Below are 23,790 nucleotides of genomic sequence, written 5' to 3' on the forward strand. Positions count from 1 at the left end.
TGCTTTGAACTATGTGTTGTTGACCATGCTCGGCCTGGTGCTGCTGATCACCCTGGCGCTTGGCCTGGTGCTGGGCACCCAGGCTGGCAGCCGTTGGGTACTGGGGTTGGTGCCCGGGCTTGAGGTCAGCGACTTTGAGGGGCGCCTGGGCGCAAACTGGCAGGCCAGCCGCTTGAACTGGGTCGAGGGTGGTAGCCGGGTTGAAGTCCTGGCGCCACAACTGGCGTGGTCACCGGCGTGCCTGCTGCGCGCGACCTTGTGTATCGACAGGCTGCAGGCTGAGCGGGTCGACATGGCGTTCGCCCCAAGTGAAGCGCCTGCAGATAGCGGGCCGATCCAACTGCCCGGTTTGCGCTTGCCGTTGGCGATCGAGCTGGGCGAGGTCAAACTGGGCCAATTACGCCTGGATGGCAGCGACCTGCTGGGCGACTTGCAACTGGCCGCGCACTGGACAGCCAACGGCTTGCGCATCGACAGCCTGCAGTTGCAGCGCGAAGACCTGCACCTGAGCCTGCAAGGTGACTTGCTGCCTGAAGGTGAGTGGCCATTGCAGCTTAATGGCAGCGTGCAGTTGCCAGCGGTAGAAGGGCAGGCCTGGCAGCTGGCACTGACTGCCAAAGGCGAGTTGCAGAAAACTCTCAACCTCGACGCCACCAGCAGCGGCTATCTGAACGCCCATTTGACGGGTGAGTTACAAGCGCTGGCCGAGCACTTGCCGGCGAAATTGAGCATCCGTTCCGACGCGTTCAAACCTGCCGGTTCGCTGCCTGACACCTTGCAGCTGAATCAACTGCGCCTGGATGCCAGCGGCGACTTGCGCAAAGGTTACCAACTGACAGGTTCGGCTAATCTGCCCGCCGAGCAGGGCCCTATAGCCCTGGCCCTGGCTGGGCAGGTGGATGCCAAAGGGGCACAGCTTGCCGCCCTTGACCTCACAGCCAGCGAGACTCAGCGGGTCAAGCTGCAAGCCAATGCCGACTGGCAGCAGGGGCTGGTAGCCGATGCGCAGATCGACTGGGTGGATTTCCCCTGGCTGCGGCTCTACCCACTGCAAGAGGCGCCGCAAGTTACCCTCAAGCGCTTCAATGCCCAAGTGAACTACCGCGATGGCAATTATCAGGGCGCATTCAAGGGCGATCTCGACGGGCCGGCAGGTGCCTTCAACCTGGCCAGTCCGTTCGAGGGTGATTTGACTCAAGTGCGTCTGCCCCAACTGGCCCTGAGCGCAGGGCAGGGCAAGGCTGCCGGCAGTGTGGCGGTGCGCTTTGCCGATACCTTGGCCTGGGATGTCGACCTGCAGCTGTCGGCGCTCGATCCGGCTTACTGGCTGGCCGAGTTGCCAGGCACGCTGGCGGGGCCATTGCGCACAAAAGGCGAGTTGAACAACGAGCAATTACAGCTGCAAGCGCAACTGGACCTCAAGGGGCGCCTACGCGGTCAGCCGGCTGTGCTCAAGGCCGAGGCCCAAGGCGCCGGTGAAAGCTGGACCCTGGGCACGCTGGCGGTGCAACTAGGTGATAACCGCATCAATGGCAGTGGCAGCTTGCAGCAGCGCCTGGCGGGGCGTATCGACCTGGATCTGCCGCGCTTAGGTCAGCTGTGGCCACGCTTGCAAGGGCAAGTCAAAGGTCGCCTGGACCTGGCCGGCACCCTGGCGGCGCCGCAAGGCACCCTGACCCTGCAAGGTCAGCAGCTGGCTCAAGCCGACAACCGCCTGCAGCGGCTTGACCTGGATGCACGCCTGGACAGCGCCCAGCGCGCGCAGATCAGCTTGAAGGCCGGCAACATCCGCCTGGGTGACACCTCGCTGGGCAACCTGGATGTCGCGGGCAAAGGGGATATCCGCCAGCAGGCTGTGACCCTGGCGCTCAATGGCCCTCAGCTCAAACTCGACCTGGCCGCAGACGGTCAGTTGGCCAAGGGTGACTGGCGCGGCAGGCTGGCCAGTGGGCGCATTCAGGCCGGTGGGCAGGACTGGCAGCTGCAAGCCCCGGCACGCCTGCAGCGTTTGGCCAACGGCCAGCTGGACTTCGGTGCGCACTGCTGGCGTGCCGGTCAGGCCAGCCTGTGCGGCGAGGATCAGCGCCTGGCGCCGGAGCCGCGCTTGCGCTATCACCTCAAGCAATTCCCGATCGAAAGCCTGGCCCAGTGGTTGCCCAAGGATTTCGCCTGGCAGGGCCAGCTGAATGCGGACATCAATCTGGATATCCCTGCCAGCGGCCCCAAGGGCAGCATTCGTGTCGATGCCAGCGGCGGCACCTTGCGGGTACGTGACGGTGAGCGTTGGCTCGATTTCCCTTATCAGGTGCTGCGCCTGGACAGCACCCTTAATCCTCGTCGGGTCGACACCGTGCTGAATTTCCGCGGTGAGCGCCTCGGCGAGCTGGCCCTGTCGACCCGACTTGATCCGCTGGGCAAGAATAAACCGCTGTCAGGTGATTTCCGTCTGTCGGGCCTGGATCTGTCGATCGCCCGGCCATTCGTGCCGATGGTCGAGCGCCTTGCTGGGCAGCTCAATGGCAGTGGTCGCTTGTCCGGCTCGCTGCTGGCGCCCCAGGTCAATGGCAACCTGGCGCTCACCGGGGGCGAGGTGAGCGGTGCCGAGTTGCCGGTCAGCCTCGAGGATTTGTCGCTGCAAGCATTGATCGCCGGCGAGCAAGTGCAATTGCAAGGTGGCTGGCGCAGTGGTGCGGCGGGTCGTGGCCAGCTCAGTGGCAACCTCACCTGGGGCCAGGCGCTGAACATGGACCTACGCCTGCAAGGCCAGCAATTGCCGGTGACGGTCGAGCCTTACGCCGCCCTCGAGGTGGCGCCAGACCTGACCATTCGCTTGGCAGGCGAAAAACTGGCGATCACCGGCAAGGTGCATGTGCCAAAAGGCCAAATCACCGTGCGCGAGCTGCCGCCTTCGACGGTCAAGGTCTCGGACGATACCGTGATCATCGGTCACCAGACCGAACAGGGTGCGCCCCCCATGGCAGTGGCCATGGACATTGACGTCGAGGTGGGTCGGGAAAAACTCTCCTTCAGCGGCTTCGGGCTCACCGCCAACTTGCTTGGCCACGTTCATATTGGCGACAACATGGACACCCGCGGCGAGCTCAGCCTGGCTGATGGTCGCTACCGCGCCTATGGCCAGCGCCTGACCATCCGCCGCGCCCGGCTGTTGTTCGCAGGGCCTATCGACCAGCCTTATCTGGACATCGAAGCGATTCGCCAGGTCGATGATGTTATCGCCGGTATTCGTCTGAGCGGCAGCGCCGAGCAGCCAACTACTCAGGTGTTTTCAGAGCCGGCGATGAGCCAGGAGCAGGCCCTGTCTTACCTGATTCTCGGACGGCCGCTGGGTAATACCGGTGAAGACAACAACATGCTTGCCCAGGCCGCATTGGGCTTGGGCCTGGCGGGCAGTGCGGGGATTACCGGCAGCTTGGCCTCGGGCCTGGGTATCGAGGATTTCCAGCTCGACACCGAAGGCTCGGGTAACAGCACCAGCGTAGTCGCCAGCGGCAATCTGACTGAGCGTCTGAGCCTACGCTATGGGGTGGGGGTGTTCGAGCCAGCCAACACCATCGCACTGCGCTACAAGCTGAGCAAGAAGGTTTATCTTGAAGCTGCCAGTGGTTTGGCCAGCTCTTTGGATATCTTCTACAAGCGCGACTTCTGACCAATACCTTGAAAATGCACTCAGCCCGCCTGGATAACAGCATCGTTATCCAGGCGGGCTGAGTGTACCTGTCTGAACGTGCCTTAGGCTCTGTACGAAAAGCCTTGATACTCGGTGATGCTGCGTTGAAAACAGCCTCGGAATGCTCATTTACAACCCGTAAACTCCGCTTCCTCGGCTGTTTTCGCCTTGCCTGACCTTCGTCTCAAGACTTTTCATACAGACCCTAGCCCGCGTGCGCTTCTTGGCGACGAATGTTGCCGATCTGGCGCAGGCTCAGGCCGTACTTGTCAGCCAGCAGGCTGCGCGACAAGCCGTTGGCACTTTCCTTCTGGATCTGCTGGTTGCGCAGTTGGCGCAGGAAATGATCGGCCTTGGGAATCTCCAGGGCTACGCCGGCAAAACGCTTGATCAAGGCATCCAGAGCGGCGGGTGGCAGTACGTCAGCCAGCTTGGTGCGTTCTCGGTGCTTGGGAATGTACTTTGGCCGCCCACCATAGGCGCAGGTCAATTGGTAGGCGTTGTCGATGCCGATACAGTCGATCAGGGCCTGCAACGAATGTGGCAGCTGGGTGACGTCGATGCAAGTCAGGTTTGGAAATTCCATGTGAGGCTCCCTCAGAATTGTTGTGGTGGCGCCGCGCTTGGGCATCCATGACCGGTAGAGCGATTGCCACTGGCCGTGGCTGTGGCTCGGTTCGATTGTCGGTGAGCGTCAAACTCGGCCGCTAGGCGACAAGCGAGCCAGAGGCTGTAGCCTGAGTGAATGCATCGTGAAGGGAATTAGGGAGCCCTATGTAGGACAACTCCACGGCACCCTGCTACAGGCCTTGATTTTCGGTGCATGCATTGCACGATGGTGCTCATGGGTAGCACTACCCTCCGGCAGCGGGGGCGCTCGCCAGGCAGGGGCAAAGTGGCGTAGGGGTTATGCAGGGTGAAAATCGCACGCAGCTGCTAAGCAGCAGGCACGTTCAGCAGGAAATACACGCCTGTGGCCAATGGCGTTGTATCATTGCCGCGGCTCGTTGCGAGCCACATGTCCCTGATGTTGCAAGGAACTTTCCATGACACACGTGCAGCGCCTTAAATATTCGATCCTGATCATCCTGGTGGTATTGGGGCTGATGCTGGGCCTGTCCCATCTGCAAAAGCAGGGGACGATCAGCGAGCAAACCTTCCAGTACCTGGCGATTGCCATCGCGGTAATCGTGGTGGTGATCAATGGGATCTTGCGGCGCAAGGTCAAGCCCTGAACCTGGCCGGCCGGCCTACCTTGGCCGGCCATGCGCTCAGCGGGCGGCGGGCTGTTCCAGCACGGCGCGGGCCTGGGGATTGAGGCTGTAGCATTTATCCGAGCCGAGGGTAATCACGCCTTCGGCGCACAGGCGCTTGAGCACTTCACGGACGCTCAGAAACGACAGCGGAATATCCAGCTGCTCAAGTTGCGCATGAATGCCACGCACGCCAATGCTGCGGCCATTGCGGTCGGCCGAGTGCAGGGCATCGATGACTTTGAGCCTGATCAGGCTGGTGCGCAGGCCATAGGCGCGCAGCAGTTCGCGAATCTGCCCGTTACCGACGCGCTCTTCGCCCTCGACAAGCCGCGCCGCGCCGACGTTGCCAGGGCCGTGAGCGGTCTGCAGTGACGCTTGGGGGTTGTACATGTGAATGCTCCTTTTCGTGGACTGTCCCGAATTCATGGGTGCCTCACTTATAAAGACGAATGAGATTGGCAAAACTGCAGTCCTGGATGAAAAAAAATCCAACGCGCCTAGATGAAGACGTTCCAGGGCCTCGCCAGCCGTAAAATTTTCATCCGGCCATTCGTCTGAACGGGATGACTCCAGAATCCGAGGATTGCCCGTGTACTCTCTTTCGCGTCCCTTGACTCACCTCTGCCTGGCGGCTGCCCTGGTGGCCAGCAGCATCGCCGTCCACGCTAGGGAAGCCGCAGGCGATGCCAGCGCGCAGATCCGCCGCACCAGCTTTGGGGTCCCGCATATCCTGGCTAACAACGAACGCGGCCTGGGTTACGGCATTGGCTATGCCTATGCCCAGGACAACCTCTGCCTGTTGGCCAATGAAGTGCTCACCGTCAACGGTGAGCGCTCACGTTTCCTTGGCGCGCAGGGCAAGACGTTCGAGCAGCGCGATAATCTCGCTAGCGACCTGTTCTTCACCTGGTTGAATACGCCCATTGCGGTCAGCGGCTTCCTCCAGGCGCAGCCGGCGTCGGTGCGCGATTTGCTTGAGGGGTATGCCAGCGGCTTCAACCGCGCCCTAGGTGAGCGCAAGGCCCGGGGCCTGCCCGCCGAATGTGGTGCAGGCGATTGGGTGCGGCCAATCACCAGCCTTGATCTGGTGAAGTTGACGCGCCGGTTGCTGGTAGAAGGGGGCGCCGGTCAGTTCGTCGAGGCGCTGGTCGGCGCTGCGCCGCCTAAACTTGCCGCGCAGCGTCCGGTAAGCGACTTCAGCCTGGCCTTGGAGCGCCAGCAGCGATTTGCCTCGGAGCGTGGTAGCAACGCAGTTGCGGTGGGCTCGCAGCGCTCGGCCAACGGCCGCGGCCTGTTGCTGGCCAATCCGCACTTCCCATGGATGGGCGGCATGCGCTTCTATCAAATGCAGTTGACCATTCCAGGTGAGCTCGATGTCATGGGCGCCGCGTTGCCGGGGCTGCCGCTGGTGAACATCGGCTTCAATCGTCATTTGGCCTGGACCCACACCGTCGACACTTCCAAGCACTTTACCCTGTACCGGCTGGAACTCGACCCGAACGACGCGACCCGCTATCTGCTGGACGGCAAGTCGTTGCCGCTTGCTCGCCAGACCTTGACTGTCTCGGTCAAAGGCCAGGACGGCACGCTCAGCCAGGTCGAGCGCCAGGTCTACGCGTCGAGTTTCGGTCCAGTGGTGCAGTGGCCAGGCAAGCTGGACTGGGACAATCGCCATGCCTACAGCTTGCGCGATGCCAACCTGGACAACACGCGGGTGCTGCAGCAGTGGTATCAGATCAACCGTGCCGACAGTCTCCAAGCGCTGAAAGCCTCCGTTGCGCAGCTTCAGGGGATTCCCTGGGTCAATACACTGGCAGTGGACGAGGCTGGCCAGGCGCTGTACCTGAACCAGTCGGTGGTCCCGTTTGTCGACCAAGACCTCCTTGCCCAGTGCAGCAACCCAGCGCTCGCAGGCCCTGCGGTGGTCTTGGACGGTTCGCGCAGTGCCTGCCAATGGAAGATCGATCCGCAGGCAGCGCAGCCCGGCATCACCCCTGCACATCTGTTGCCGAGCCTGGAGCGTCGCGATTTCGTGCAGAACTCCAACGACCCGGCGTGGATGGCTAATCCTGCGCAACCGCTGACTGGCTTCTCGCCGCTGATCAGCCGCGATGATCAAGCGTTGAGCTTGCGTGGCCGGTTTGCCCTGCAGCGTTTGCAAGGTAAGCAAAAGCTCGGCGTGCAACAGCTGCAGGACATGGTGCTCGATGATGAGGTATACGCCGCAAGCCTGCTGTTGCCCGATCTGCTGGACTGGTGCAAATCAGCCGAGGCTGACGTAGCGGCGCTGTGTGCCAGCCTGAACGCCTGGAATGGCAAGGCCGATCTGGATGCCGGCATTGGCTTGTTGCACTTCCACAACCTGTTTGCCGCGCTTGCCGAGCATCCACAAAGCTGGCGCGTAGCCTTTGATCCGACTGATCCGCAGCACACACCACGCGGCCTTGCGGTTGAGCAGGCGGCGGTGCGCAAGCTGCTGCATCAAGCGGCATTGGACTCTTTGCAGCAACTGGCCGAGGCCGGTGTGGGCAATGACAGTCGCTGGGGGCAGATCCAGCATTCGCTCGACGGTACGCCGGTGCCCGGCGGCCCGCAGGCGCTTGGGGTGTACAACGCGATGTACAGCGTCGCGCAAGGGCAGGGCAAGCGCCTGGTGGTCAGCGGTACCAGCTATTTGCAGGTGGTCAGCTTCACTGAGCAGGGGCCGCAGGCCCGAGGCTTGTTGGCGTTCTCCCAGTCCAGCGAGGCGGGCTCGGCGCATTCTGCCGACCAGACACGTGCATTCTCGGCCAAGCAGTTGCCGCCAATTGCGTTTACCGACGCGCAGATCAAGGCCGATCCGCAGTACCGTCAGTACGTGATCAGCGAGCGAGACAAGGCTGCACTGGCCACTTCTACACGCTAGTCAGGTAGCAGCGATGGCCTCTTTGCACTCAACCGCAGCGGCGAAGAGGCCAGGCTACCTGTAATGAACCCTGGTTATGGCTTGTCTGCCTGCCGCCACACCAGCTCCGAAGTGTCGTAACCCTGCTCACGGGCAATCGCCAATAGTTTGTCTTGAGTTTCACCGCTGACTGTCGGGGTACGCGACAGCAGCCAGAGGTACTCGCGATTGGGATGGCCAACCAGCGCCACGCGATAATCCTGATCGTGGTACAGCACCCAATATTCGCCCTTGGTCAACCCTGGCGCCAGGCGGCTGAACCAGTTGTCGAACCTGACCCAAAGCTTGTCGGTCTTGCCCGCTTGCTGCGGCTCGGCGACGCCTTGGGCCTCATTCCATTGGCCATCGGCTTCCCGGCAACGGTTGTCGACACCGACCCGTCCATCCTCGCGCAGGCTATAGCGCGCCTCGGACTGTACGCAGTTACGCTGGAAGAACATCGGCAAGCGCGCCAGTTCGTACCAGGTGCCCTGGTACTGCTGCAGGTCTACCTGCATGGTGCTCGGCGGTTTCGGGTCATCGCTTGAACTTGCGCAACCCACTAAAGCTAGGGTTAGGCATGAGAGCAGCAACGTGGTTCGCATCGACATCGGCAACCTCCTGGAATGGTCTGAGCTGAAAAAAGACCCAGTGTCTGTTGGACGGGGCCTGATGGCAAAAAGTTGTATCGAACGTCAAGCGCGGGTGAAACGGATGATCTGCCTGGCACAATAGGCACCTGTCACAATTACCCCAAACAAGCGCAAGGTCTGCATGGCCAGCACAAGGCCGACGTCTGCATGGGTTTCCACGGCAATGATCGCCATCGCATCCAGCCCTCCGGGACTGGTGGCCAGGTACATCGAGAGAAAGTCGCTGCCGGTCGCCCGCGCCAGCAGCCAGGCGCAGCCGGCGCACAATATGATCAGCACCACTGCCCCGGCAATCATGCTCGGCAACCGACGCCACACGTAGCGCACCGTTGGCCGGTCAAAGCGCAGGCCGATATAGCAGCCGATCGCGCCATAGGCGCACGCCAGCAACCAGCCGGGCAGGGTGATCAGCAGCAGCCCGCTCAGTTGCAGTACCGCACCGAGCACCAGCGGCAGCAACAGCGCCCCAGCCGGTAGCGTGGTGCCGAGGGTCACGCCCAGCACAACGACCCCCAGGCTCAGCAGTAGTTGGCCTACTTGCGGCCCCGGCAGGCTGGCGCCAGTGCTGGCTGCAACGCCCGCGCCGTTCGTTGCGCCGAGCAGGTGGCTGACCAGCGCGCCGATCATGACCACGCACACCACCCTGACGTACTGCATGGTGGCGACCACCCGTGCATCGGCACCGTTCTCCTCGGCCATCGACACCATCGCCGAGGCCGCGCCGGGTGCGGTACCCCAGGCGGCGGTAGTAGCCGAGATGCCGCCATAACGCACAGTGCCCAAGCCGACCAGCGCGCTCAGCAGCACAGTCAGCGCGGTGGCCAGCAGCATGACGTGCCAAGACTGCGCCAGCGAAGCCAACACGGTCCAGGTCACCGAGTGAGCGACCATCAACCCTACGCAGCCCTGGCTTAAGCGAAACACGTGCCGATGCAAGCGTAGTTGCGCGCCAGATACGCCAAAGGCAATCGCCACCAGCATCGGCCCGAGGAATAGACCGGCCGGCACCGCCAACGTATGCAGCAACTGGCCGACCCCGCCTGCACAAACGATGAGCGCCAGCCAGAGCAGGATTCGTGAAGGGAAGGCCAGGCCAGCTAAGAAGGTCTGCAAGGTCGATATGCTCCAGAACGCGTTTGACGGAGAAAATTATCGACGTGGCAATTGATCAAGTCTATTTTCTACTTTCGATGAATCGATAACTGAAATTCATGAATCATGGATCTACGCGACCTCACCTATTTTGAAACCATCGCCGAACTGGGCCACCTCGGGCGGGCTGCCGAGAAGCTCAACCGCAGCCAGCCGGCCTTGAGTAAAAGCATCCAGCGCCTGGAGGAGTCGCTGGGCACGCGGCTGTTCCAGCGCGACGGTCGGCGCATCAAGTTGACCGACGTCGGCCAGCTGTTGCTCGAGCGCGCCCGGCAGTTGCAGCTGAGCATTGCCGAAACCGAACGAGAGGTGCGCGACTTCGCCGGTGGCCTGGTCGGTAACATCCGCCTGGGCTGCGCCGCGAGCATGGCCGAATACTTGCTGCCACAGCTCACCGAATCGTTGCTGCAGCGCGCGCCGCAGTTGACCTTGCAGCTGTCGATCGCTCAAGACGATGTGCTGCGCGAATCTCTGCGCACCGGCCGCCTGGATGCGATCATCTGCCCGCTAATCGTCGATGACCCGCAATTTCGCAGCTACCCGATCCTGGAGGATGAAGCGGTAGTGGTCGCCAGTGCCGATCACCCGGTATTCGGCACAGCGATTGCCCTCAAGGATCTGTGTCAGTACCGCTGGGTGCTGCCAGGCAGCACGGTGACCTCCCGGCGCTGGCTCGACAATGTGTTCATCGCCCGCCACCTGCCAGCGCCGCAGGTGCAGATCGAGACCAACACGGTCTCGCTGCTGCCACGTCTGATCGCCCGTACCGGGCTGCTCAGTTTCGTCGCCCGCGAAACCCTGGAGCATGGCCAGGGCATGTCGCGCTTGCGCGAAGTGCCGCTGCTGGAAACCACCATGAGCCGTACCGTCGCGGTATCGGTACGCGCCGAAGGCTATCTGCCGCCTGCTGCTGGGGCGATGGTCGACCTGCTGCGCGATAACGGCCGCAGCTTTTTCAGAGAGGATTGATCCGCCTAGGGCTGGGCTGTCCAGACGGCCAGTTTGTAGCCGTCTGGAGCGATGAAGTGGCGCCTGGCTTATCTTGCGCTTTCAAGATCGTGCGCCTGTGGTTGGTTTTCTAACGCCCCTGAGATCGAGCGCCACCCGCGCGGCGCTCGATCTCAGGGGCGCTAGAAAATAACGACAAGCACCGACGCTCAGCGCAAAGCACTCGCCAGAAACGGCGCCGTGCGGCTGTGCCGATGCTTGGCCACCGCCTCAGGCTCACCGCTTACCACCACTTTGCCCCCCGCAGCCCCAGCACCCGGCCCGATATCGATCACCCAGTCGCTCTGCGCAACCACCCGCATATCATGCTCGACCACCACCACCGTGTGCCCGGCGTCGACCAGGCGGTTGAGTTGCACCAGCAGGCGATCGACATCTTGCGGATGCAGGCCATTGGTCGGTTCATCCAGCACATACAACGTCGCGCCGCGCGCCGTGCGCTGCAACTCGGTGGCCAGCTTGATCCGTTGTGCCTCGCCACCAGACAGTTCGGTGGCGGGCTGCCCCAGGCGCAGGTAACCCAGGCCGATGTCCTGCAGCACCTGCAAGCTGCGGCGGATACCGGGCTGTTCGGCGAATACCTCAACGGCTTGGTCAACGGTCATCTGCAGCACCTGGGCGATGTTCATGTCCTGCCAGGTCACCGCCAGGGTTTCGGGGTTATAGCGCGCACCGTGGCAGGTGGGGCAGGGTGCGTAGACGCTGGGCATGAACAGCAACTCGACGCTGACAAAGCCTTCCCCCTCGCAGGTTTCGCAGCGACCTTTGGCGACATTGAACGAAAAGCGCCCGGCATCGAAACCTTGCGCCTTGGCCTGCTCGGTGGCCGCGAACAGCTTGCGCACGTGATCGAACAACCCGGTGTAGGTCGCCAGGTTGGAGCGCGGGGTGCGGCCGATCGGTTTCTGGTCAACCTTGACCAGGCGCTTGATCTGCTCCATCCCGGCCACGATCTGGCCAGTGCTGGTCGGCTGCGGTTCATCTTCCAGGCTCTGTTCTTCAGCTTCCTCAGACTGCTGCGGCTGGCCCAGGTGGGCGCCGACCAGTTCCAGCAGTGCCTGGCTGACCAGGCTCGATTTGCCCGATCCGGAGATGCCGGTGACGGCGCTGAAGCAGCCCAGTGGAAACTGTGCGCTGAGCGCATCGAGGTTGTTGCGGGTGATGCCTTCCAGGCGTAGCCAGGCGTGTGCCTGGCGAGGCTGATGTTGGCGGCTGGCCTGCTCTGCGAACAGGTAGGCGCGGGTGCGCGATGCCTGCACCTGGCGCAAGCCTTCGGGTGGGCCACTGTAGAGAATCTGCCCGCCATGCTCGCCGGCAGCCGGGCCGACATCGACCAGCCAGTCGGCACGGCGCATGGTGTCCAGGTCATGCTCGACGACGAACACCGAGTTGCCGCTGGACTTGAGCCGCTGCAAGGCGGCATAGAGCGCTTGGCTATCGGCCGGGTGCAGGCCGGCGGAAGGTTCGTCGAGCACGTAGATCACGCCGAACAGCTGCGAATTGAGCTGGGTGGCCAGGCGCAGGCGTTGCAGCTCACCGGAGGACAGCGTCGGCGTGCTGCGTTCCAGCGCCAGGTAGCCCAGGCCCAAGTCGATGAGGGTGTCGATGCGCTCCAGCAACTCGGCGGCGATACGTTGTGCGGCCAGGCGCTTTTCCAGCGACAGGTTGGGCGTGTGCCGTACATCCGGGCCGCCGCTGTGCGCAGGCTCACCCTTGGCCGCGCGTTGTTGGCGGGCTGCGCGGGTTTGTTGGTGGGTGAGGGTTTCTGAGGTTTGTTCAGGCTGCTGCAGATAGTCGGCTGCGGCAACTTGCCTGAGCACTTTGGCCAGGTCTTGTAGTGGCATCTGTGACAGCTCGGCGATATCCAGGCCGGCGAAGGTCACGGTCAGTGCCTCGCGCTTGAGGCGTTTGCCTGCGCACAGCGGGCAGGGGCTGGGGCGCATGAACTGAGAGACACGCTTGCGCATCTGCGCGCTTTGCGACTGCATGAAGGTGTGCAGCACGTAGCGCCGGGCGCCACTGAAGGTGCCCTGGTAGCTGGGTTCGAGCTTGCGCTTGAGTGCAGCGCGGGTTTGCCCTGGGGTCAGGCCGGCATACACCGGTACGGTCGGCGTTTGTTCGGTGAACAGAATCCAGTCGCGTTGCTCCTGGGGCAGGTCGCGCCAGGGAATATCCACGTCGTAGCCCAAGGTCACGAGGATGTCGCGCAGGTTCTGCCCTTGCCAGGCCATCGGCCAGGCTGCGACTGCGCGTTCACGTATGGTCAGCGAAGGGTCCGGGACCATGCTCGCTTCGGTCACCTCGTAGACCCGGCCCAGGCCATGACATTCGGGGCAGGCACCTTGCGGGGTGTTGGGCGAAAAGTCCTCGGCGTAGAGCATCGGTTGCTCGGCCGGATAGCTGCCGGCGCGCGAGTAAAGCATGCGGATCGAGCTTGAGAGGGTGGTGACGCTGCCCACCGAGGAGCGGGCGCTGGGCGTGCCGCGTTGCTGCTGCAAGGCCACCGCTGGCGGCAGGCCTTCGATGGCGTCGACATCCGGTACGCCAACCTGGTCGATCAGGCGCCTGGCGTACGGCGCGACAGATTCGAAGTAGCGGCGCTGGGCTTCGGCGTAGAGCGTCGAGAAGGCCAGCGAGGATTTGCCGGAGCCGGACACCCCGGTGAACACCACCAGTGCGTCGCGGGGGATGTCGACGTCTACGTTCTGCAGATTGTGCTCGCGGGCGCCACGCACCCTGACGAAGCCGGAGTGTTGCGGCATGCGGCAGTCCTTTTGCGTAAAGGTTCTACCTTAGCGTGTTTGCCGGGATCTTGGGACTACATGCCTCTGCATGACCCTTGTAGGAGCTGGCTTGTCGGGGCGCCGAACCGCTGCGATGGGCCGCAAAGCGGACCCAAAATGGCATGCCAACAGATTTTCTACAGGCTGCAAGCATTATTGATCACTGCTGCTGATCCCAACCAAGGTGTAGGCTGAACCTCACATCCACCGCAGACTTCGCGTAAAGCCAGGAGCCCCTATGTCAGTAGAAAAAGTAGCTATCGTAACCGCCGGCGGCAGCGGCATGGGCGCCGCCGCCGCCAAGCGTCTGGCCGCCGATGGCTTCAAGGTCGCCATCCTGTCTTCGTCCGGCAAAGGTGAAGCGCTGGCCCAGGAGCTGGGCGGCATTGGCGTCACCGGCAGCAACCAGTCCAACGCAGACCTGCAGCGTCTGGTCGACGCGGTCATGGAAAAATGGGGGCGGATTGATGTGTTGGTCAACAGCGCCGGTCACGGCCCGCGTGCACCGATCCTGGAGATCAGCGACGAAGACTGGCACCAGGGCATGGAAACCTACCTGCTCAATGTCATTCGCCCAAGCCGCTTGGTCACGCCGATCATGCAGGCCCAGAAAGGCGGGGTAATCATCAATATTTCCACCGCCTGGGCGTTCGAGCCGAGCGAGTTGTTCCCTACTTCGGCGGTGTTCCGTTCAGGCTTGGCAGCCTTCAGCAAAATCTTCGCCGACAACTTTGCCGGCGATAACGTGCGCATCAACAATGTATTGCCCGGCTGGATCGACAGCCTGCCGGCCACTGAGCAGCGGCGCGACAGTGTTCCGCTCAAGCGCTATGGCACCAGCGAGGAAATCGCTGCCACCATCGCCTTCCTGGCCAGCGAAGGGGCGGCCTACATCACCGGGCAGAACATCCGCGTCGATGGCGGGGTGACCCGCAGCGTTTGATGACCAGGCGCGCCCCACGCCGTGCGATCGGCGGCCGGGCGCGCCCATTGGGCAGCACTGTCAAAGCGCTGGGTTACTGGACGTTGTTCAGCTTGATCACATCACCGGAAACCTTGGTGGTGTAGCCATTCAGGACCCAGGCCCAGAACCACTTTTCCTGCACTTGGGTATTGATCAGCGCATCGCCGCCCTTGGCCTTGATCGCCGCGTCCTGTGCACGGACAAAGCGGCTGTTCTGACGAATCGGGATAAGGCCGAACAGCATCAGGCCGGTGGCGCTGGCTTCACTGTGACCCAGCACGGTGTACTGGCTGCTGTCATAGTGGGCCGATTTGATCGGGGCACCGGTGCAACCTGCCAGAACCAGGCCGAATGCGCATGCGGCTACAACTTTACTGAGGTACTTCACTGAACAGCTCCATGGTCCAAAGCCCAGGATCCAATTCCCGGGGGGGCGACACTCTAGCCGGACGATCAACCACTGGTAAAGCGGGGCGTTTTGCCAGCAAGGCGTGGCCGAGCGTGTCTAGGGCGTGCCGTTGCGACCATGCAGGCGAAAACCAGGTCGCTCGCTGAGCCGCTCATAATAGGCCGTGACTGCTGGCAGCGGTGGGTGGGCAAAAGGTGTTGCGAACCAGCGGTGGACCGACAGGCCGATGGGAATGTCGGCCAGTGAAAAGGCGTCGCCGGCCACGTAAGCCCCTGTTGCTTCGAGCTGCTGATCGAGTATCTGCATGTAGTTGGACCATTGCGCCAAGCCTGCGGCAAGCGCCTGGCCATCCTGGTGCGCAGGCGAATGCCTGACCAATGACATGAAGGCATAGCTCCAGGAGCGATTCAGATCGGAGGCCTGCCAATCGATCCATTGATCCACGCGTGCCCTGGCCCTGGCTTCGGCCGGATAGAGCGCGCTCTGGCCATCACGTGTGGCCAGGTAGCGGATGATGCTGTTCGATTCCCACAGGGTGAAGTCGCCATCCTGGATAACCGGAACCATGGCATTGGGGTTCAGCGCCAGAAACTCAGGCAGCACTGTCGGTTTGAAGCCCGCGCCCCAGTCCTCTCGTTCAAAGCCGATGTTCATTTCCGCGCAGGCCCATAGCACCTTGCGCACGTTGATCGAGGCCGCTCTGCCCAGTATCCGTAACATGTGGTCGTCCTTGTCTGGCGAGAAATCAATCGTCTATGACAGTCGTACAGCGGTCAACCCGTCGCCGCCCAGGTTCATGGATTGGGTAACTCGAAGCCGGCGATAGCTCGGCCAACTTTCACCGCCTGCGCCCGTAGTACCCGCATCAGGTGCAGCGCTGCTTGCGACGGTGGCTCGAAGCGCGAATAGACGAAGCTGATGTCGAAGTAGATTTCCTCGGCCAGTGGCACCACCGTCAAGCCGCTGTCTTGCGCCACGAACTCATCGATGATGCTCAGGCCCATGCCTTGCTTGACCAACGCCACCGCCTCGACAGCGTTGGTGAACGATAGCAGCGAGTGCAGGTGCAAACCGCGGTGCTCGATCTGTTGCGCGAGCAGTTGGCCAAACGGCATGTCGGGCCTGAACAGCAGCAGTGGCTGGCCCTCAAGCTGCTGCAGCGACAGCACTGGCTGCTGCGCCAGCGGATGGTCGCCAGCCATCACCACCACCATGCGCCCGCGCATGAATGCCTGCGAATGCAGATGGTCATGCACTACTGGCAAGGCGGCGATCGACAGGTCGACTTTCTTCGACAGGATCTGGTTGGGCATCTCGTTCATCAACGAGGTCTGCCACTCGATGTTCAGTGACGGCGACTCAAGCTTGAGCTGCGCCAGCGCCGTGGGGAGGACCACCGTCGACAATGACGCGCTGCACGACAGGCGCAGGTTGCGCTGTGAGCCAGAACCTAGTGACAGCGCGCACTCGTTGACCGCCAACGCTGCCTGATAGACCCGCTCGACCTCGCGAAACAGGATCTGTGCCTCGCCAGTGGGCACCAGCCGATTGTTGATTCGCTCGAACAAGCGGTAAGCCAGGCGGTCCTCGATGTAGCCGATCAACTTGCTCACCGCAGGCTGGGAGACATACAGCATTTTCGCGGCAGCGCTGATCGAGCCGGTCAGCATCACCGCGCGAAACACCTCCATATGGCGCAGCTTGAACACCATCGCGCTGGACGCTGCAGCTTCTCTGCCGGGGAGCATGGTCATTACCTTTGGTTATGGTTTTCGCCATCTGTGTATGAGCGTTAGCACACTGCCGGCAGTATCGTTAGCCCAAGCCCGCCGCCGTGTTGGCGAACAATAACAAGATCTGCAAAACGCTGCAGAGGCCTTGCCGCTCTGAGCTGCGCAGGCCTTGTAGGCGCGGGCTTGCCCGCGAATACGATTCTGGATTCACTGACGTATTCGCGGGTAAGCCCGCTCCTACAGGGGGCGCATTAACTCAGCAATGGAGGGCCGTGCCAGGGGAGAGCCGCGTGAACATCTTTGACGAGCCCAAGATCGATTGCCATAACCATTTGTTTGATCCTGCGCGATTTCCTTATCACCCCGCGGCACCCTATGCCCCCTCCGGCCAGGAGGTCGCAACGCTTGAGCAATTTAGCCAGCTGATGGATGCCTACGGCGTGCGTCACGCCCTGCTGGTCGGGCCGAACAGTGGCTATCACACCGACAACCGCTGCCTGTTGCACGCGTTGGCAGCTGGCCAGGGGCGCTTGCGCGGCGTGGCGGTGGTCGAGCCTGACATCGGCATCGATCAGCTGGCGGCGCTACAGGAGCAGGGCGTGGTCGGGGTGGCGTTCAATCCTGCGCTCTACGGGGTTCAGGTCATGCAGGGCGCACAAGCCTGTTTGGGCAAGCTCGCCGAGCTGGGCATGTTTGCCCAAGTGCAGGTTTGTGAAGACCAGTTGCTGCACCTGCAAGGGCTGCTTGAGCGAAACCCAGTACGTGTGCTGATCGACCATTGTGGCCGCCCGGATGTGCGCGCTGGCCTGCAACAGTCGGGCTTTCAGGCGTTGCTCAAGCTGGCGAGCTGCGGGCGGGTCAGCGTCAAGTTGTCCGGTATGCAGAAATTCGCCGCCAGCGAGGATCTGCTTGGGCAGAGCAGGGCCTACGTGCATGCCTTGATCGCCGCCTTTGGGCCCGATGCCTGCGTCTGGGGTTCTGACTGGCCCTTCATTCGGCAACGTTCGCGGGTCGATTACGGCCCGCTGCTGAAACTGGCAGAGCAGCTGATGCCCGACCTGCAACTGCGCCGCAAGATCATGTGGGACACCCCACGACGCTTGTTCGGTTTTACCTGACGCGCGCGAGCGGATGCTCCCCAGGGGTTCGCCTGGGCATTGATGACATACCAATAACAAGAGACCCGACATCATGAACTCAGAGCAAAAGATTGGCTTGGCGGTGTTCGACACCCCAGCTCAGCAACATGCCAAGACCCGTACCCGTTTCATGATCCTGGCGCTGATCTCCGGCGGTACCATGATCAACTACCTGGACCGCAGCGTGATGGGCATCGCCGCGCCCAGTATCAGCGCTGACCTGGGCCTGAATGCGGCCATGATGGGGCTGATTTTCTCGGCATTTTCCTGGACCTACGCCGCCGCGCAGATCCCCGGTGGCATCCTCATCGATCGCCTTGGCACCAAGCTCACCTACTGGCTGGCGCTGACATTGTGGTCGTTGTTCACCGGCTTGCAGGGCTTGGCCCAGGGCTTTTTGTCACTGCTTGGCTTTCGCTTTCTGGTGGGCATCACCGAAGCGCCGTGCTTTCCCACTAACAGCCGGGTGGTTGCCACCTGGTTCCCGCAGAGCGAACGGGCCCGGGCGACCAGCATCTATACCTTCGCCGAGTACATTGGCCTGGCCTTCCTCACGCCGCTGCTGTTCTGGGTATTGCATGCCTATGGCTGGCGCTTCCTGCTGATGGCGGTCGGTTTGCTGGGCATCCTCTATGGCTTGGTATGGTGGCGCGAATACCACGAACCACACCAGTCGAGCACAGCCAACCAGGCCGAGCTTGATTACATCGAGCAGGGCGGCGGGGTGGTCGATGGTGGTCAGAAGGCCCACGTGTTCCAGTGGTCGCAGATCCCGGCGCTGCTCAAGCATCGCAACATGCTCGGCATTTGCCTGGGGCAGTTCGCCTGCAATTCGACCAACGTGTTTTTCCTCACCTGGTTCCCGACCTACCTGGTCACCGAGCGGCACATGCCCTGGCTGAAAGTCGGTTGGGTCGCGGTACTGCCGTTCATTGCTGCGTCGCTGGGGACGCTGGTCGGCGGCTGGCTGTCGGATGCCTTGCTGCGTCGCGGCTACTCGCTGAACGTTGCCCGCAAGCTGCCGGTAATCGCTGGCCTGCTGACCGCTTCGGTGATCGTTTTGGCCAACTATGTCGAGTCGGACGCCTTGGTCATCGCCATCCTCTGCATCGCCTACTTCGCCCAAGGCATGTCGGCGCTGGCCTGGATGATCGTTTCCGACATCGCCCCCAAGGGCCTGCTGGGCTTGAGCGGCGGCCTGTTCAATTTGTTCGCCAATGCCGCCGGCATCGTCACCCCGTTGACCATCGGCATTATCGTCAGCGCCACCGGCTCGTTCGTCTGGGCCTTGGCGTTCGTTTCCACCATCACCGCGCTGGGTGCGCTGTGTTACCTGTTCATGGTCAGCGACCTGCGTCGCCTGCCCGAAATCCCGTGTGTCGAGAAAGGAGCAAAGCAATGAGCCAGTATCTGGAAGGGCAGGCTGCAATCATCACCGGCGGTATGCGTGGCATTGGTCTGGCGATCGCCCGGCGCTTGCACGCGGCGGGCGCGCGTATCGTCATCTGGGACTTGGCAGTGGAGGGCTGGGACAGTATCGAAAACGGCTTTGAGCCGGCGCTACGCCAGGCCGTCGATGTCTCGTCATTGTCCTCGGTGCAGGCGGCGTTCGCCGAAGTACTCGAGCGCCTGGGGCAGGTCGATATCCTGGTCAACAACGCCGGTATCAATGGCCCGGTGGTGCCTTCGTGGGAGTACCCGGCGGATGCCTGGGACAAGGTCATCGCCATCGACTTGAACGGCGTGTTCTATTGCTGTCGCACCGCCATCGCGCACATGCGTGAGCGCGGCTATGGACGCATCGTCAACATTGCCTCGATGGCTGGCAAGGAGGGCGTTCAGTACATCTCGGCGTACTCGGCGGCCAAGGCTGGGGTGATCGCCTTCACCAAGTCCGCAGCCAAGGAGCTGGCCCAGGATGGCGTGCTGCTCAACTGCGTGGCGCCGGCGATGGTCGAGACGCCGTTGCTGGCCGAGATGACCCAAGCGCACATTGATGCGAGCAAGGCCAAGATCCCCATGGGTCGCTTCCTCAAAGCCGAAGAGATCGCCAACATGGTGACTTGGATCGCGGGGCCGGAATGCAGCTTTACCACAGGCTTTGTGTTCGATCTGAGCGGGGGCAGGGCAACTTATTGAGGCCGCTGTTTGCTTCACGGGGCACTGCGGTTGAGCGTGCCATGCGGCGCCAAGCGTGGCAGCAGGTAATCGAGCAGGGCCCTGACCTTAGGCAGGCTTTCACGGCTCTTGAGCCATACCAGGTTCATCGGCAAGCCATCGGTGGCCAGCTGTGGCAGCACCTCGACCAGCGCGCCTGAATCGAGGTGGCGCTGAGTGAGCCAGGTCGGCAACTGGCCGATGCCATGGCCGGCCAGCACTGCCGCGACTTCCCCTTCACCATCGCCAACGGCAATGCGCGCCTGCACCGTTCGGCGCTCCATCTCGCCCGGCTGGCGCCCTTTGAAATACCAGGGGCTGACCAACCCGTCCGCCTGGCCGTAGCCCACGCAGTGGTGCGCATCCAGATCGCGCTCGCTGCGGGGGACGCCATGGCGCTCAAGGTAGGCGGGCGCTGCGCAAAAAATCAGCCGTTGCGCGCCGAAGTAGCGATGGCCGAGGTTCGCCGGCCACGCATCCGGCCCGCCTATGCGCACGACGATATCGATGCCTTCGTGAACCGGATCGACGAACCGGTCCGAGAACGAAATGTGCGGCTGCAGCAACGGGTGCAGGCCAATGAAATCGAGGATCAGCGGCAGCACGTGCATCCTGCCGTAGGAGGCCGGCAGGTCGATCCGCACTTTGCCGTGCGGCTCATTGCCCGCGCTGACCAGCACGTGCTCGACCTCTTCCAGATCTGCCAGTACCGCGGTGCAGGTGCGATAGAACGCGGTGCCGGCTTCAGTCAGTGACAATGTGCGGGTGGTGCGGTTGAACAGGCGCACCCCCAGTCTGCCCTCCAGGCGCGCGACACTTTTACTGACCGCTGAACTGGTCAGGTTGAGTCGTTCAGCCGCTGCGGTAAAGCTGCCAAGGTCGGCGACCGCGACGAACACGTCGATGCCCTTGAGCCGTTCAGACGAGTACATGCCACGCTCCAATTGATGAATTAAATTCCACTCACTTGAGAAATCTTTGCGCAGATCACCGAAGATTTCTTCAATAGGCTAACCCACACGCAGCATTACTCACTACCTGTGGAGACTTTTCGTGAGCCTGTTCAACGCATTTCAACTCGGCGATACCGTTCTTAGAAACCGCTTCGTCATGGCCCCGATGACCCGTTCGCGTTCACCGGGCGATGTCGCCAATGCACTTACCGCGCTGTACTACACCCAGCGCGCCAGCTCCGGCCTGATCGTGTCCGAGGGCACGCCGATCTCGCGTGAAGGCCAGGGTTACTTGTTCAACCCAGGTATCTACACCCCTGAACAGATCGCTGGCTGGCGCCTGGTGACTGATTCGGTACACAGCGTTGGCGGCAAGATTTTCGCCCAGCTGTGGCATGTTGGGCGGGTGTCGCACACCTCGATCCAGGAAGGTGGCAAGGCACCGGTCAGTTCAACCAGCAAAACGGCTGAGGGCGCGTTCGCCTTTGGCTATGCAGACAACGGCGAGCCAGGTTTCGTCTCGACCTCCCAACCACAAGCGCTGTCGAGCGAAGCGGTCGGCCGGGTGGTGCGCGATTTTGCCCAGGCTGCGGCTAATGCGATTGAAGCAGGCTTTGACGGCGTGGAAATTCATGGCGCCAACGGTTACCTGCTGGAGCAGTTCCTCAACCCCAAGGTCAATGACCGCACTGATCAGTACGGCGCGCAGAACCTGGATAACCGCCTGCGTTTCGTCTTCGAAGTGGTCGACGCCGTGTGCCAGCGAATTGGCGCCGGGCGCGTGGGTATTCGTTTCTCGCCGTACGGGCAGTTGATGGACATGCCGCTGTACGATGAGATCGACCAGACCTACAGCGCGCTGTGTGCCGGCTTGGGCGAGCGCGGCATCGCCTATATCCATGTGATGGACCAGACCCACTTCTTCCTGCGTGCCGAAACGGCCGTAGCACGGGAAGATGCGCTCAAAGCGTTGCTGGTCAGTTGCCGCAAAGACCTCAAGTCGACCCGCTTGATTCTGGCCGGTGACCTTACCCTGCAACGTGCGCAAGCGCTGGTGGCGTCGGGGCTGATCGACCTGGCTGGGTTTGGCCAGCCATTCATTGCCAATCCGGATCTGGTTGCACGGCTGGAAAATGGCTGGCCGCTGGCGGTGGCGAACAAGGACACCTACTACGGTGGTGGCGCAGAAGGCTACATCGACTATCCGCCGTATCTGGGCTGAGTGAAGGCGTTTCAGGGGCTTACCGTTGTGCTGCTGGAGGGGGGGCTGGGCTGGCCTCATCGCGGGGCAAGCCCGCTCCTACGCAGGCGGCGCCACACCGATGGGAGCGGGCTTGTCCCGCGATAGGGCCACAGCAGGCGGCGTGTTCTCATGTAGTCAGGCAAAACCTGTAGTAAAAAATTAATGAGAAGTATTATCATGCACGGCTTTCCTCGCTGCCCAGGAGAACCCGTTCATGCCGCCCTCCAGCTCAAACGATGTCGGTGAGCTCTACCTCCAGCACCACAGCTGGATCGTAGCCATGCTCCGGCGTCGCCTGGGCAATCGCGAGCAAGCGTTGGATATCGCCCAGGACACCTTCGTCAAACTGTTGCGCAGCGAACTGCCACCGCTGCTGCGCGAACCGCGTGCCTACCTGTGTACGGTCGCCAGTCGCCTGTGCCTGCAGCATTTTCGCCGGCAGGCGCTGGAGGCGGCCTATCTCGACAGCCTGGCGCTGATCGAGCCCCAGCATCAGCCTTCGGAAGAAACCCGCTTGTTGGTGCTTGAGGCGCTCGATGCCGTGGGCCAGGTACTCGACGGTCTCGGTAGCCGGGTACGGGAAATCTTCCTGCTGTCGCAACTCGATGGCCTGACCTACCCGCAAATCGCCGAGCAGTTGGGGCTGACTGTCAACGTGGTGCAAAAGGCCATGCTCAAGGCCTATCGGCACTGCTATGCAGCGGTCTACCAGCAATGACGCCGCTGGCCTCGGACGAATCATCCCTGGACCCGCACGTGGTCGAGCAGGCGATGCTGTGGATGGTGCGTCTGCAATCGGGTGTCAGCAGCGCAGGCGAGCAGCTGGCTTGCCAGCGCTGGCGCCAGGAAAGCCCTGCCCACGAGCAGGCCTGGCAGCGCCTCAATGGCATTGGCCAGGGCCTGCGCGATGGCACTCGCGGGTTATCGGCAGGCAACGTCCGCGGGCTGCTCCAGGCCCGTGCGTTGACTTCGCGCAGAGCCGTGCTCAAAGGCTTTGCTGGCGCGGGGGTGTTGATCGCAAGCGGCTACGGGGTCAGCCAACGTAGCCTCATGCCAACCCTGTTCAGTGACTACGGCACCTCGACAGGTGAGCGGCGCAGCCTGTCATTTGACTCGGGCGTGGCGGTGCAACTGGATACCCGCAGTGCACTCGACAGTGAGTTCGCAGCCGGCCTGAGGGTGCTAACCCTCAACCAGGGGCGGATGCTGCTAACGCTGCAGCAGGGCGCGCAGGTCGCTCTGCGCACTGCTGATGTTTGGGTCCGGCCACAGCCGCTGTCGCGCCTGCTGGTCAGCCAGGAGCGCTCCGCGACCCTGGTGCAGTTACTCGATGGCGGGGCACGGGTCGAGCAGCCGCGCGGGCAACGCTTCGAGCTGCGCGCTGGCTGGCAGCAAAGGTTCAGCGACTCGCTCGCCGGTGCCCTGGCGCCATTGCCGGCAGGCGCTGCAGCGTGGACCCAGGGGCTGCTGCTGGCCGAGCGCTTGCCACTTGGGCAACTGCTCACGGAACTGGACCGCTATCGGCCCGGCGTACTGCGCTGCGATCCACGCATCGCCAACCTGCAGGTCAGTGGTTCGTTCTCCATCGATCAGCCGGAGGCCAGCCTGGATCTGCTGACCCAGGTTTTGCCGATTCGCGTGCAACGGGTATTCGGCTATTGGGCCAGCGTCGTGCCGGCTTGAATTATTTTCCATCGATTAGGCAGGTTTTGCTGCGTCACGCATCAAG

Annotated in this window: 20 protein-coding genes; 11 read left to right on the top strand and 9 right to left on the bottom strand. The window is 62.3% G+C overall.

Annotated elements, in window-relative coordinates; translation table 11 throughout:
• Window positions 1-25 precede the first annotated feature (25 nt).
• Entirely contained in the window at window positions 26-3,667 is a 3,642-nt protein-coding gene (locus ACF8K2_RS25085) for a translocation/assembly module TamB domain-containing protein (RefSeq protein WP_392468754.1), read from the top strand.
• Window positions 3,668-3,893: 226 nt separating this feature from the next.
• On the opposite strand, the gene ACF8K2_RS25090 is transcribed toward ACF8K2_RS25085, so the two are convergent.
• Window positions 3,894-4,274, bottom strand: a complete 381-nt coding sequence (locus ACF8K2_RS25090; protein WP_392468492.1) for a Mor transcription activator family protein — start codon at window positions 4,272-4,274, stop codon at window positions 3,894-3,896.
• Between the two features lie 460 nt (window positions 4,275-4,734).
• On the opposite strand from ACF8K2_RS25090, the gene ACF8K2_RS25095 reads away from it, so the two are divergent.
• Complete coding sequence (locus ACF8K2_RS25095; RefSeq protein ID WP_186555218.1) at window positions 4,735-4,923, top strand: hypothetical protein; 189 nt, start codon at window positions 4,735-4,737, stop codon at window positions 4,921-4,923.
• Window positions 4,924-4,959: 36 nt separating this feature from the next.
• Here ACF8K2_RS25095 and ACF8K2_RS25100 read toward each other — a convergent pair whose 3' ends face one another.
• The gene (locus ACF8K2_RS25100; protein WP_368972075.1) at window positions 4,960-5,334 is read right to left on the bottom strand and encodes a fe2+ zn2+ uptake regulation protein; all 375 of its coding nucleotides are present in this window, start codon (window positions 5,332-5,334) and stop codon (window positions 4,960-4,962) included.
• Between the two features lie 199 nt (window positions 5,335-5,533).
• Here ACF8K2_RS25100 and ACF8K2_RS25105 point away from each other — a divergent pair, with 199 nt between their 5' ends.
• Entirely contained in the window at window positions 5,534-7,849 is a 2,316-nt protein-coding gene (locus ACF8K2_RS25105; RefSeq protein ID WP_392468494.1) for an acylase, read from the top strand.
• A gap of 74 nt (window positions 7,850-7,923) precedes the next feature.
• On the opposite strand, the gene ACF8K2_RS25110 is transcribed toward ACF8K2_RS25105, so the two are convergent.
• Both ACF8K2_RS25110 and ACF8K2_RS25115 read right to left on the bottom strand, forming a co-directional pair.
• Window positions 7,924-8,478 (bottom strand): lipocalin family protein, encoded by a 555-nt coding sequence (locus tag ACF8K2_RS25110; RefSeq protein ID WP_392468497.1) that lies wholly within the window; start codon window positions 8,476-8,478, stop codon window positions 7,924-7,926.
• A gap of 84 nt (window positions 8,479-8,562) precedes the next feature.
• On the bottom strand, window positions 8,563-9,633 hold the full coding sequence (locus ACF8K2_RS25115) for an AbrB family transcriptional regulator (RefSeq protein WP_392468499.1): 1,071 nt from the start codon (window positions 9,631-9,633) through the stop codon (window positions 8,563-8,565).
• Window positions 9,634-9,738: 105 nt separating this feature from the next.
• On the opposite strand from ACF8K2_RS25115, the gene ACF8K2_RS25120 reads away from it, so the two are divergent.
• Complete coding sequence (locus ACF8K2_RS25120; RefSeq protein ID WP_392468502.1) at window positions 9,739-10,641, top strand: LysR family transcriptional regulator; 903 nt, start codon at window positions 9,739-9,741, stop codon at window positions 10,639-10,641.
• A 188-nt stretch (window positions 10,642-10,829) separates the two neighbouring features.
• Here ACF8K2_RS25120 and uvrA read toward each other — a convergent pair whose 3' ends face one another.
• Entirely contained in the window at window positions 10,830-13,442 is a 2,613-nt protein-coding gene (uvrA, locus tag ACF8K2_RS25125) for an excinuclease ABC subunit UvrA (RefSeq protein ID WP_392468505.1), read from the bottom strand.
• A gap of 259 nt (window positions 13,443-13,701) precedes the next feature.
• Here uvrA and ACF8K2_RS25130 point away from each other — a divergent pair, with 259 nt between their 5' ends.
• On the top strand, window positions 13,702-14,406 hold the full coding sequence (locus tag ACF8K2_RS25130; protein ID WP_264234400.1) for an SDR family oxidoreductase: 705 nt from the start codon (window positions 13,702-13,704) through the stop codon (window positions 14,404-14,406).
• Window positions 14,407-14,479: 73 nt separating this feature from the next.
• Here ACF8K2_RS25130 and ACF8K2_RS25135 read toward each other — a convergent pair whose 3' ends face one another.
• The 3 genes from ACF8K2_RS25135 to ACF8K2_RS25145 all read right to left on the bottom strand — a co-directional run bounded on the left by ACF8K2_RS25135 (window position 14,480) and on the right by ACF8K2_RS25145 (window position 16,584).
• Window positions 14,480-14,815: a hypothetical protein gene (locus ACF8K2_RS25135; protein WP_186553497.1), complete on the bottom strand. Its 336-nt coding sequence runs from the start codon at window positions 14,813-14,815 to the stop codon at window positions 14,480-14,482.
• 117 nt (window positions 14,816-14,932) lie between these two features.
• A complete protein-coding gene (locus ACF8K2_RS25140) occupies window positions 14,933-15,556 on the bottom strand; it encodes a glutathione S-transferase family protein (protein ID WP_392468509.1) in 624 nt (207 codons plus the stop codon).
• A 74-nt stretch (window positions 15,557-15,630) separates the two neighbouring features.
• Window positions 15,631-16,584, bottom strand: coding sequence for a LysR family transcriptional regulator (locus tag ACF8K2_RS25145; protein WP_392468514.1), 954 nt, complete (start codon window positions 16,582-16,584; stop codon window positions 15,631-15,633).
• A gap of 275 nt (window positions 16,585-16,859) precedes the next feature.
• On the opposite strand from ACF8K2_RS25145, the gene ACF8K2_RS25150 reads away from it, so the two are divergent.
• The 3 genes from ACF8K2_RS25150 to ACF8K2_RS25160 all read left to right on the top strand — a co-directional run bounded on the left by ACF8K2_RS25150 (window position 16,860) and on the right by ACF8K2_RS25160 (window position 19,847).
• Complete coding sequence (locus ACF8K2_RS25150) at window positions 16,860-17,687, top strand: amidohydrolase family protein (protein WP_392468516.1); 828 nt, start codon at window positions 16,860-16,862, stop codon at window positions 17,685-17,687.
• A gap of 73 nt (window positions 17,688-17,760) precedes the next feature.
• The gene (locus ACF8K2_RS25155; RefSeq protein WP_392468517.1) at window positions 17,761-19,110 is read left to right on the top strand and encodes an MFS transporter; all 1,350 of its coding nucleotides are present in this window, start codon (window positions 17,761-17,763) and stop codon (window positions 19,108-19,110) included.
• Window positions 19,107-19,847, top strand: coding sequence for an SDR family NAD(P)-dependent oxidoreductase (locus ACF8K2_RS25160; RefSeq protein ID WP_392468519.1), 741 nt, complete (start codon window positions 19,107-19,109; stop codon window positions 19,845-19,847). Before ACF8K2_RS25155 ends, ACF8K2_RS25160 begins: the two co-directional genes overlap by 4 nt.
• 14 nt (window positions 19,848-19,861) lie before the next feature.
• Here ACF8K2_RS25160 and ACF8K2_RS25165 read toward each other — a convergent pair whose 3' ends face one another.
• On the bottom strand, window positions 19,862-20,797 hold the full coding sequence (locus ACF8K2_RS25165; protein WP_186553495.1) for a LysR family transcriptional regulator: 936 nt from the start codon (window positions 20,795-20,797) through the stop codon (window positions 19,862-19,864).
• 121 nt (window positions 20,798-20,918) lie between these two features.
• Between ACF8K2_RS25165 and ACF8K2_RS25170 the strand changes: the two genes are divergently transcribed.
• From ACF8K2_RS25170 to ACF8K2_RS25180, 3 genes are all read left to right on the top strand, one after another.
• Window positions 20,919-22,040: an alkene reductase gene (locus ACF8K2_RS25170; protein WP_392468522.1), complete on the top strand. Its 1,122-nt coding sequence runs from the start codon at window positions 20,919-20,921 to the stop codon at window positions 22,038-22,040.
• Window positions 22,041-22,275: 235 nt separating this feature from the next.
• Window positions 22,276-22,779, top strand: coding sequence for a sigma-70 family RNA polymerase sigma factor (locus tag ACF8K2_RS25175; protein WP_392468525.1), 504 nt, complete (start codon window positions 22,276-22,278; stop codon window positions 22,777-22,779).
• The gene (locus ACF8K2_RS25180; protein WP_392468527.1) at window positions 22,776-23,744 is read left to right on the top strand and encodes a DUF4880 domain-containing protein; all 969 of its coding nucleotides are present in this window, start codon (window positions 22,776-22,778) and stop codon (window positions 23,742-23,744) included. The genes ACF8K2_RS25175 and ACF8K2_RS25180 overlap by 4 nt, the downstream gene beginning before the upstream one ends.
• Window positions 23,745-23,790: the final 46 nt, after the last annotated feature.

It is taken from the genome of Pseudomonas sp. xss_2, from assembly GCF_043104195.1.
Lineage (GTDB): Bacteria > Pseudomonadota > Gammaproteobacteria > Pseudomonadales > Pseudomonadaceae > Aquipseudomonas > Aquipseudomonas urmiensis.

Excerpts from the sequence above, each read along its gene's own strand:
- ACF8K2_RS25085 (WP_392468754.1), top strand. The coding sequence starts at position 26 with ATGCTCGGCCTGGTGCTGCTGATCACCCTGGCGCTTGGCCTGGTGCTG.
- ACF8K2_RS25090 (WP_392468492.1), bottom strand. The coding sequence starts at position 4,274 with ATGGAATTTCCAAACCTGACTTGCATCGACGTCACCCAGCTGCCACAT.
- ACF8K2_RS25095 (WP_186555218.1), top strand. The coding sequence starts at position 4,735 with ATGACACACGTGCAGCGCCTTAAATATTCGATCCTGATCATCCTGGTG.
- ACF8K2_RS25100 (WP_368972075.1), bottom strand. The coding sequence starts at position 5,334 with ATGTACAACCCCCAAGCGTCACTGCAGACCGCTCACGGCCCTGGCAAC.
- ACF8K2_RS25110 (WP_392468497.1), bottom strand. The coding sequence starts at position 8,478 with ATGTCGATGCGAACCACGTTGCTGCTCTCATGCCTAACCCTAGCTTTA.
- ACF8K2_RS25120 (WP_392468502.1), top strand. The coding sequence starts at position 9,739 with ATGGATCTACGCGACCTCACCTATTTTGAAACCATCGCCGAACTGGGC.
- uvrA (WP_392468505.1), bottom strand. The coding sequence starts at position 13,442 with ATGCCGCAACACTCCGGCTTCGTCAGGGTGCGTGGCGCCCGCGAGCAC.
- ACF8K2_RS25130 (WP_264234400.1), top strand. The coding sequence starts at position 13,702 with ATGTCAGTAGAAAAAGTAGCTATCGTAACCGCCGGCGGCAGCGGCATG.
- ACF8K2_RS25140 (WP_392468509.1), bottom strand. The coding sequence starts at position 15,556 with ATGTTACGGATACTGGGCAGAGCGGCCTCGATCAACGTGCGCAAGGTG.
- ACF8K2_RS25145 (WP_392468514.1), bottom strand. The coding sequence starts at position 16,584 with ATGCTCCCCGGCAGAGAAGCTGCAGCGTCCAGCGCGATGGTGTTCAAG.
- ACF8K2_RS25155 (WP_392468517.1), top strand. The coding sequence starts at position 17,761 with ATGAACTCAGAGCAAAAGATTGGCTTGGCGGTGTTCGACACCCCAGCT.
- ACF8K2_RS25160 (WP_392468519.1), top strand. The coding sequence starts at position 19,107 with ATGAGCCAGTATCTGGAAGGGCAGGCTGCAATCATCACCGGCGGTATG.
- ACF8K2_RS25165 (WP_186553495.1), bottom strand. The coding sequence starts at position 20,797 with ATGTACTCGTCTGAACGGCTCAAGGGCATCGACGTGTTCGTCGCGGTC.
- ACF8K2_RS25175 (WP_392468525.1), top strand. The coding sequence starts at position 22,276 with ATGCCGCCCTCCAGCTCAAACGATGTCGGTGAGCTCTACCTCCAGCAC.
- ACF8K2_RS25180 (WP_392468527.1), top strand. The coding sequence starts at position 22,776 with ATGACGCCGCTGGCCTCGGACGAATCATCCCTGGACCCGCACGTGGTC.